8 protein-coding genes are annotated in these 9,331 nt (G+C 35.5%); 5 read left to right on the forward strand and 3 right to left on the reverse strand.

What is annotated here, in order from left to right; translation table 11 throughout:
- The 3 genes from AB8B65_RS18765 to AB8B65_RS18775 all read right to left on the reverse strand — a co-directional run.
- Positions 1 to 324: hypothetical protein (locus AB8B65_RS18765; protein WP_405302817.1), on the reverse strand; the 324-nt coding region annotated here is incomplete at its 3' end.
- A 318-nt stretch (positions 325 to 642) separates the two neighbouring features.
- A complete protein-coding gene (locus AB8B65_RS18770) occupies positions 643 to 1,026 on the reverse strand; it encodes a DUF3037 domain-containing protein (RefSeq protein WP_405302818.1) in 384 nt (127 codons plus the stop codon).
- The gene (locus tag AB8B65_RS18775) at positions 1,016 to 1,795 is read right to left on the reverse strand and encodes a HipA family kinase (RefSeq protein WP_405302819.1); all 780 of its coding nucleotides are present in this window, start codon (positions 1,793 to 1,795) and stop codon (positions 1,016 to 1,018) included. The genes AB8B65_RS18770 and AB8B65_RS18775 overlap by 11 nt, the downstream gene beginning before the upstream one ends.
- A 103-nt stretch (positions 1,796 to 1,898) precedes the next feature.
- Between AB8B65_RS18775 and AB8B65_RS18780 the strand changes: the two genes are divergently transcribed.
- The 5 genes from AB8B65_RS18780 to AB8B65_RS18800 all read left to right on the forward strand — a co-directional run.
- Complete coding sequence (locus tag AB8B65_RS18780) at positions 1,899 to 2,147, forward strand: hypothetical protein (RefSeq protein WP_405302820.1); 249 nt, start codon at positions 1,899 to 1,901, stop codon at positions 2,145 to 2,147.
- Between the two features lie 127 nt (positions 2,148 to 2,274).
- The gene (locus AB8B65_RS18785; RefSeq protein WP_405302821.1) at positions 2,275 to 4,572 is read left to right on the forward strand and encodes a TonB-dependent receptor domain-containing protein; all 2,298 of its coding nucleotides are present in this window, start codon (positions 2,275 to 2,277) and stop codon (positions 4,570 to 4,572) included.
- A 22-nt stretch (positions 4,573 to 4,594) separates the two neighbouring features.
- Positions 4,595 to 6,244 carry a PQQ-dependent sugar dehydrogenase gene (locus AB8B65_RS18790; protein WP_405302822.1) on the forward strand — a complete coding sequence of 550 codons (1,650 nt, stop codon included), beginning with the start codon at positions 4,595 to 4,597 and terminating at the stop codon, positions 6,242 to 6,244.
- Between the two features lie 123 nt (positions 6,245 to 6,367).
- Positions 6,368 to 8,083 (forward strand): peptide-N-glycosidase F-related protein, encoded by a 1,716-nt coding sequence (locus AB8B65_RS18795; RefSeq protein ID WP_405302823.1) that lies wholly within the window; start codon positions 6,368 to 6,370, stop codon positions 8,081 to 8,083.
- Between the two features lie 175 nt (positions 8,084 to 8,258).
- The coding region (locus AB8B65_RS18800) for a M1 family metallopeptidase (protein WP_405302824.1) at positions 8,259 to 9,331 on the forward strand (1,073 nt) is incomplete at its 3' end.

Genomic DNA, 9,331 nt, shown 5'->3' on the forward strand with positions numbered 1-9,331 from the left:
ATTGTTTTGCGTGTGAACAATTTTCTTTCCGTTTTTACTGAGGAATACGAGTAACACTCTCGCTTTTCCTTTGGTTAATTCGTCGTTTGAAGAATCTCTTTTTTCATAAATACTGTCTTTTGTTTCCAAAACAAGCGCAACATCTTTAATATGATCGTGATTGAGATCGCCAGAAACTTCAGTTAGTATATTCCAGTCTTTGTATTTTTTAATTTGAGAAAGTGTTTGTCCTTCAAAATTTGGTAAAAGGACTGTGAAACCTTGTTGTGCATAACTAAAAGAAATACTAAGTATCAACGCTAATGTAAGTAGTATTTTTTTCATGGTAAATGGTTTAGTGTAATTTTTTATTACGACTAAATTAACCAACCATACACTTTAGACTTGTAGTAAAATAGTATTCGTTTGGTTTATGGAAGTAACTGTTGAATATGAACTAGCATTTGTATAGAAGACCTATGTAAATTATAAAGTTTAGGTTAGAGTTTCATAGTACTTCTCGATACAATTTTTTTTTAAAAAAATTACTCGAAGTGACATTTTTGAACTCGATAATGTATAGTTTCTAACAATCTAACAATCTAACAATCTAACAATCTAACAATCTAACATCTGTCACATCGAGCGCAGTCGAGATGCAACCTACAAAACACAGGTTTCAAAAATAGCATCCAATTCTCGTTGCGGATTATCAGTCAAACCAGCATGCGTAGGTGAACAAAGAATCATGGTACTTTTGGAAGCCGCCAACCAACGAAAACGATCAGAACGTTCAAAAGTTCCTATTTTTCCACCATGTGGCGCACCTTTGCAGATATTTTCCCAAGCATGGAGATATGCATTTAATTCATCGCGAGTAATTTCGCATGAAAATGCAGCCAGTTTTTTAGCGTCTACATGATATTTTAGCGCTAAAAACTTCTTCCGTTTCGAGAATACAATTACGCCAATATTGAAAAATTCTTCACGTTCTACTTTAGGCATGAATCGTATGATGGCATATTCAAATGTGACTTTACCTTGCATTTTCCGCTTCTTTTACGAGTGAATCAATCATGGTTAATTTCGCGTTTACATACTGAATATACGCATTTCGCATGTCGTCAGGAGACAAATCGTCTGCTTCGTGTTGCAACCAATCTTCTGGAATGGTATTGATAATTTCTGTGATTTTATCTTCAGTAATTAGTGTTTTAAATTCTTGAGCAACTTCCTTGAGTTTCGTTGCTTGTGCTAGCAATACATGATCTTTTATCAATGGAAATGTACGTATGAGATGATTTTCCCAAGTTGTCCAATTGTGATGAAAGTAGAAACTCGCACCATTATCAATGACCCACAATTCGTTATTCCAATGGAGTAAGTTGGTGTTTTTCACGGTTCTGTCAATATTACTAATAATACTGTCTAACAAAACCACTTTCGAAGCCGTGATTTCATCTACCGAAGTCACCAAAGGATCAAACGTGATGGCGCTCGATAAAAAATGCAATCCTAAATTCAGTCCAACACTAAACTTTAACAAATCTTGAATCTCTTCATCAGGTTCCGTTTTACTGAATGAATCATCTAAATTCATAAAAACCAACTCAGGAATTTTTAATCCGATTGCACGTGCCAATTCGCCACCAATCAATTCGGAAATTAACGCTTTCTTTCCTTGTCCGGCGCCTCTAAATTTAAGTACATACAAAAAATCGTCGTCTCCTTTTACGATGGCAGGAAGCGATCCGCCTTCACGTAAAGGTTTTAGGTACTGCACCACATTTACGGTTCTAATATCGAGTGTTTTCATTTGTGCGAAGATATAGAAAGTTGTGCAGTACATAAAGCGTACTTTATTGTAAGTGAAAAATAATTATTTATATTTGACTATGTTTAAGAAAATTCTGAGCTTTTTGTTGTTAATAATTGGTGGATTTGTGGCGATTGCATTATTTATGCGCGTGCCAGAAACTATTGAGAAGTTTAAAGATACTTCTAAAATAGAAGCTGAAAACCCTAATGCGTACCTTATTGGCATTGTAATAGCTGGAGTTATTTTATTGACAATTGCTATTGTTGCTATATATTATGGTGTTCAGATGTTTACTAGAGCTAACAAAGAAGTTAAAAATCTTCCAAAAGAAAAAGCTGTCAAAAAATAACTTGTTTTTTCTCAACTAATTCCAATATACCAAACTCAAACATTCTACGCAACAAATGTTAACTTTAAGAAAAGCTACGACAAAAGATAAATAATCTGATTAAATTTACGCTTTAAAAACCAAACCTGTGCCCATAAAATTTTCACCAAACATTTTCCTTTTTCTATTATTTTTTAGTGTGACAGATCTTGTGATGGCTCAATATGTGGTTAAAGGAACTGTTATTGATACATCTACAAATATTGTTTTATCGAACGCAACAGTAGTAGATTTTGAAACAAAAACTGAAGTCAAAACAAATAAAAAAGGAAAATTCTCAATAGAAGTAAAGTCAGCTTTAGATGTTATGTTAGTCGTTTCTTTGAAAGGGTATCAAACTCAAACAGTAAAAACAGCTTCAGGAGAAAACATCATTATTGCTTTGTATTCAATTAGAAACCAACTCGATGAAGTCATCGTAAACGGAATTACCATTCAACAAAAGTTAAAGCAAACTACAGAATCGATTGCTATTGTAACAGAAAGTGAAATTAATAGTGAAAATACGGTACAATTAGCGCCAATTTTAAACAGAGTGCCAGGTGTATTTATGCAAAGTGGTTCGCTCAATACAAATAGAATTACCATTAGAGGAATTGGTGCACGAAGTCCGTTTTCTACGGCAAATATTCGTGCGTATTATGCAGATATTCCGTTAACGGATGGAAATGGCGAATCTGCCATTGAAGATTTGGAATTAGCCGCGATCTCGCGAATGGAAATCCACAAAGGACCTTCTTCAAGTAGTTATGGAGTTGGTTTGGGCGGAACGATATTATTATATCCAGAATTTGCAAAATTCAACGAAACAAGCGCCGATTTGTTTACAACGGTTGGAAGTTATGGTTTGTTTAGAACGGTTGCCAAAGTCATGCACGGCGGCAAAAAAGCCAATGTAAACGTAATTTATAGCAATACACATTCCGATGGATATCGCAATAACAATTCCTTAGACAAAGCAACGGCAACCATTACGTCAAATTGGTTGGTTGATGATAAAAACGAATTAACTTTCATAGGAAATTACACGAGTTTAAAAGCATTTATTCCAAGTTCATTGAATAGAGAAGATTATGAAAATTTGCCTAGAAACGCTGCGACTATCTGGAAAAATGCACGCGGATTTGAAGATTTTAAGAAAACATTATTCGGAATTAATTGGAGTCATGAATTTAATGAAACCTACACACAAAAAACTAGCGTATTTACCAGTTTTAATAACAATTACGAACCGCGACCTTTCAATATATTAGAAGAAAAAGCAACGACATTTGGTCTGCGTACACGTTTACTAGCGACAAAAAACTTTGAAAATAGTTCTCTAAAATGGTCTGTTGGTGGCGAATTGTTTTTTGATGATTATAATGCAAAACAGTTTGACAATCTGTATCAAGATTTCCCAGACGGAACAGGAAGTGTCGCAGGTGCTATTTTGTCTAATATTGATGAGAATAGAAACTATTTCAATCTCTTTGCAGAAGCGATTTACTCCCGAAAAAAACTATCGATTAGTATAGGTTTGCACTTAAATCAGACAAAATATACGGTGCAAGATCAATTGAATGGATCAAATGAAGAAGATTTTACCTTTGATGCGATCGTTTCCCCAAAACTAGGTGTAAACTATGCCGTTTCAAGCAATTTCAATCTCTTTGGAAGCGTGGCGCATGGTTTTTCGACACCAACAACTTCTGAAACCTTATTTCCGAATGGAGCGTTTAATCCAAACATAAAACCAGAACGCGGTTGGAATTTTGAACTCGGTTCACGATTCCATACCACAAACAGAAAATTATCAGGTTCGGTTTCCATTTATAGCATGGCTGTAAGCGATTTATTAGTCAACCGAAGAACAGCAACCGATCAAAATATTACTCTAAACGCAGGGAAAACAGCGCACAAAGGAATTGAAGCGGCATTAAGTTATGAAGTGATTCAGACTGAACGTTTCACGCTCAATTCGTATGCAAATGCAAGTATCAATGATTTCAGTTTCAAAGAATTTACGGAAACCAATGCAAACTTTTCTGGTAATGACCTCACGGGAGTTCCAAAATCTGTTGTAAATTTAGGAATTAAAATGGTAGATCGTAGCGGATTTTATGGACGATTCGATTTTCAAGCCGTAGGAGAAATGCCTGCAAATGATGAAAACACTGTATACAGCGATGCTTTTGAATTATTGAATGGTAAAATTGGCTATTACAACAAAATAGGAAGTCAATTTAGTTATGATATATCAATTGGCGCAAATAATATATTTGATACCGCATACACATCACAATTACAAGTAAACGCATTTGGAAACGATACAAATGCGCGCTATTTTTACCCTGGATTGCCGTTTAATATGTACGGCGGCATTCAATTAAGCTATAAATTATAAAAACACTATAACGATCCATACTATGAAACAATCCATCAGTTTGCTGATTTTAGTCACGTTCTTGTTTATTTCTTGTGGAAAAAAGCAAAAAGAAGTTGCCAAAGTAAAAGTACCCGAAGCAACTCCGCTGAAAGCAATAAAAACGACAGAAGAAATTACGAAAGATCAAGATGTATACAAAGCTGAATTGGTTGTGGACGGAATTGATGTTCCGTGGGGAATGACTTGGTTGCCTGATGGAAGTATGTTGGTCACAGATCGATCTGGAGAATTATATCACGTAAAAGATGGAAAAAAAACATCGATCTCAAATGTTCCAAAAGTATTTGATAGAAATCAAGGTGGTTTATTAGATGTAATGATTCACCCAAAATACAAAGAAAATGGTTGGATTTACATTACGTATTCTATTGTGGATAAAAAAGAAAAAGGAAGTCATACAGCATTAATCAGAGCAAAATTGGAAAACAATGCGCTGACTTCGATTGAAAAACTATATCAAGGAAGTCCGAATGTAAAAACGGCGCATCATTTTGGTTCGCGAATTGCGTTTGATGCAGATGGATTTGTATATTTTACTATTGGCGATCGTGGAAAACGTGATGTAAATCCGCAAGATATTACCAAAGATGGTGGAAAAGTATATCGTTTACATGATGATGGACGTATTCCGGCAGACAATCCATTTGTAGGTCAGAAAGATGCTAAGGAAGCTATTTTCTCTTACGGACATCGAAATCCGCAAGGAATGGCGGTAAATCCGCGCACAGGACAAATTTGGGTACACGAACACGGTCCACGTGGTGGCGACGAAATAAATCCAGTTACAAAAGCAGTGAATTACGGTTGGCCAGTGATCACATACGGAATCAACTATAGTGGAACAACCATTACAGATGAAAAAGCGCGTGACGGCATGGAACAACCTTTATACTATTGGGTTCCGTCAATTGCGCCAAGCGGAATGACATTTGTAACGAGTGATACATATCCTGAATTAAAAGGACATTTATTAGTAGGTTCTTTAAAATTTCAATATTTGGAATTGTTAACGCTTACGCGTGATGAAAAAGTAGCGAGTCGCGAAAAATTACTAGAAGGAATTGGTCGTGTACGCTCGGTTCGTCAAGGTCCAGATGGATATATTTATGTAGGAATTGATGGAGAAGGTGTATTTAAAATGGTGAAAAAATCATCTAGTTCAACTAAAACGACAACTACTACAAATAGTAAATGGAAAGCAAGTGCAGGAAGCAAACCAGTTAGTACAGAAACTACGGAAGATACAGGAAATGAAAAATCAGCCTTTACACAAGTTGCTACTGCTGATAAAAAGGAAGTTGAAGTAAGTTTAAAACGCGGAAAAGCAGTTTATAACAATGTGTGTGCGCAATGTCACTTACCAAGTGGAAAAGGTGTAGCAAATGCATTTCCTCCATTGGCAGGTTCTAATTGGTTGTCGGACAAACCTGTAGAAAGCATCCGATCGATCAAATACGGATTAAAAGGCGAAATTGTTGTAAACGGTAAAAAATACAACGGTGTTATGTTGCCATTAGGATTGACAGACAAGCAAGTAGCAGATGTTATGAACTATACATCTAACTCTTGGGGAAATAAAACTGAAAACTTTTACACAGCGAAAGAAGTGAATGCAGTAAAGAAGAAGTAGATTCTAAACTACTTAGTAATTTTCTATAATTTACAAAAACCTCAAAATATTGATTTTGAGGTTTTTTGTTGGCAGAAAGTTTCAGCTTTTTTACTTACTTTTAGCAGCAAAACAAACCAACAGATGAAAAGAAAACCAACTATCCTCACCTTTTTTTATACATTTTTGGCGTTTACATTTCTATTGTATGCGTGTAGTTCCGATGAAGAATCAGGCACTTCCAGTCCTACGTTTAGTGTAAATAACACAAGTGTTAGTTTCAATGCTATTCAAGCAGGAACAGTTTCATCTCCAAAGTCAGTTTCTATGACAGGAGCACGATTAACAAGCTCAGTTTCCATTAGTGTTTCTGGCGCTTTTGAAATTTCGAGAGACAATACAAATTACAGTTCAAGTCTAAGTTTAACAGCAACTCAGGCGAATCAAAACAATACTATTTCTGTACGATTTGTACCATCAGCCACAGCTTTAGGAGATTTAACAGGAACAATTACAGTCACGTCAAATGATTTTGATACAAAGCAAGTAGCACTTACTGGAACAGCCTTAGAAATTGTTCGTGAAATTCAAGTATTAGGCGCCATAAATGATTTTGGCGATGTTACTATAGGAACGATGTCTACAGCACAAACGATACAACTAAGAGGTATAAACTTAGAAAATGATTTAGTAGCAATTGCTTCTGAGTCATTTGAAGTTTCAAAAGACAATATTTCTTTTGGAAATTCTGTAACCTACGATAACGAAGTCATAAATACAACTCCAGAAAATTTATATGTGCGTTTTAGCCCAACTGCCACAGATTTAGGTGTAAAAGTAGGCGATATTGTATTAGAATCTATTGATCTTACAGATCAAGCTATTGCTTTATCGGGAACAGGAACCGCAGTACGACACAATTATCAAACATTTGATAATCAAAGAATTGCTTTTGGTGGCGGATTTAGTCAAACACAAACCAACACGTACAATTTGCACAACAATATGTCAAATATTGAACAAATAATGATGTATGTCGAATTACGTTGCCCAACTGGCGGATGTAATGCATGGGATGTGTATGCTAACATCAAAGTAAAAGACGATGCTTCGGGAGAATTTTATGAAATAGGACGTTATATTACACCGTATGGAGTAGATAACTCGCAATTGACACGAGGTTTTGAAATTGATGTAACTGACTTTAAATCCTTACTAGAAGGAAGCACAGAATTATATGCGCGTATTGAAACTTGGGGAGCTGACGGATGGGAATTATCAGTTGAATTTGATTATGTTGAAGGAACGCCAGATTATGAATATTATGCTATTGCAGATGTAATAACCTATGACGATTGGTCAACTTCAGGAGTTCCTTACGGAGTTGCGATTGATGCTTCAACGTGGGATTTAACAAAAACAGTAAGCATTCCAGCCAATGCAGAAGCAACACATTTACGAACAATTATTTCGGGTTGGGGACATGCAACACCTGTCGATTCTGACAACAGACCTTGTGCCGAATGGTGTTTTAGAACACATGATGTAAAAATTAATGGTTCAAACATGTTTCAACACAATATGCAGCCAATTGGTTGTGCGTCAAATCCTGTGCAACCACAATCAGGAAATTGGAATCCCGACAGAGCAGGTTGGTGTCCAGGAATGGCAGTTCCGGTGCGTATAGATCAATTCGGTTCGGCAATGAATGGCAGTTCGTTTACATTTGAGTACGATTATCAAGATTGGACAAGTGATGGCGGAACAACTTCTGGGAATAACGGCGCGTTTTATGCAACATCAACTTTTGTGGTTGTAAAAAGTAGCACGCCAATTGTAAAACCTACAGTGACTGACTAACTTTTTTTTAAAAATAATATCTTATTAAATAATACACCGAAATATACTATTTTGGTGTATTATTTGTTTATAGCGTATTATGAAGTACATTTTTTCCATCTTTTTTTACTGTTTTATCTGTGTTGCATTTGCACAACAAAGGGATATTGTTGATTTTAAAACAGCAAAAGTTCAAATGACCTTACACCCAAAAGTACCAAGTGTAGCAATGGGCGTAACCTACGAATTTGAAATATTGAAAGATACCGATTCCATCTATTTAGATTATAGAGAAGTGGAACATTATGAAGTTCATAAAAAAACATTTAAAGGAAGTGTTGAAGATTTAGCTGATAAATTAGTATTTAAAAGTCATTTTAAAAAAGGAGAAAAGCATTCTCTTAATTTAGTTTGGTTTACACGACCTAAAAAAGCAATGTATTTTATTGATTGGAACGAAAAAAACGGCAGAAAGCAAGTTTGGACGCAAGGTCAAGGGAAATACACAAGCAATTGGTTGCCAAGTTTAGACGATGTAAATGATAAGATAGAGTTTGATTTTACGATTACTTTTGATAAAGATTACGAAGTTATTGCCAATGGAAAACTCATCAAAAAAGAAATTGTAAACGATTCATTAGTCAAATGGCAGTACGATATGAAGCAGCCAATGAGTAGCTATTTGGCGGCAATTGCCATTGGAAAGTACAAAAAGAAAACTCTTACTTCAGAAAGCGGTATACCAATAGAATTGTATTATTATCCAGAAGATGAAGCGAAGTTTGAACCAACTTACCGACATACGAAACGTATTTTTGACTTTTTAGAACATGAAATTGGTGTTCCATATCCGTGGCAAAACTACAAGCAAGTTCCTGTAAAAGACTTTTTGTATTCGGGAATGGAAAATACGACCACCACCATTTTTTCGGATAGTTTTGTGATAGATAGCATCGGTTTTGTCGACAAAAACTATGTAAACGTAAATGCACACGAATTGGCGCATCAATGGTTTGGTGATTTGGTGACTGCAAAAAGTGGAAAACACCATTGGTTGCAAGAAGGTTTTGCAACATATTACGCGTTATTGGCGGAAAAAGAAATTTTTGGAGACGATTATTTTTATTGGACACTTTTTAAATCGGCAATGCAATTAAAAGCGTTGAATGATGGAAAAGGTGAATCTTTATTGAATCCGAAAGCAAGCAGTTTAACGTTTTATCAAAAAGGCGCATGGGCTTTGCATGTGTTGCGTGCAAAAGTAGGAGA

This window comes from Kordia sp. (assembly GCF_045105435.1).
Lineage (GTDB): Bacteria > Bacteroidota > Bacteroidia > Flavobacteriales > Flavobacteriaceae > Kordia.

Bases quoted from the DNA above. Each gene is read 5' to 3' on its own strand.
- AB8B65_RS18770 (WP_405302818.1), bottom strand. From the start codon at position 1,026: ATGCAAGGTAAAGTCACATTTGAATATGCCATCATACGATTCATGCCT.
- AB8B65_RS18775 (WP_405302819.1), bottom strand. From the start codon at position 1,795: ATGAAAACACTCGATATTAGAACCGTAAATGTGGTGCAGTACCTAAAA.
- AB8B65_RS18790 (WP_405302822.1), top strand. From the start codon at position 4,595: ATGAAACAATCCATCAGTTTGCTGATTTTAGTCACGTTCTTGTTTATT.
- AB8B65_RS18795 (WP_405302823.1), top strand. From the start codon at position 6,368: ATGAAAAGAAAACCAACTATCCTCACCTTTTTTTATACATTTTTGGCG.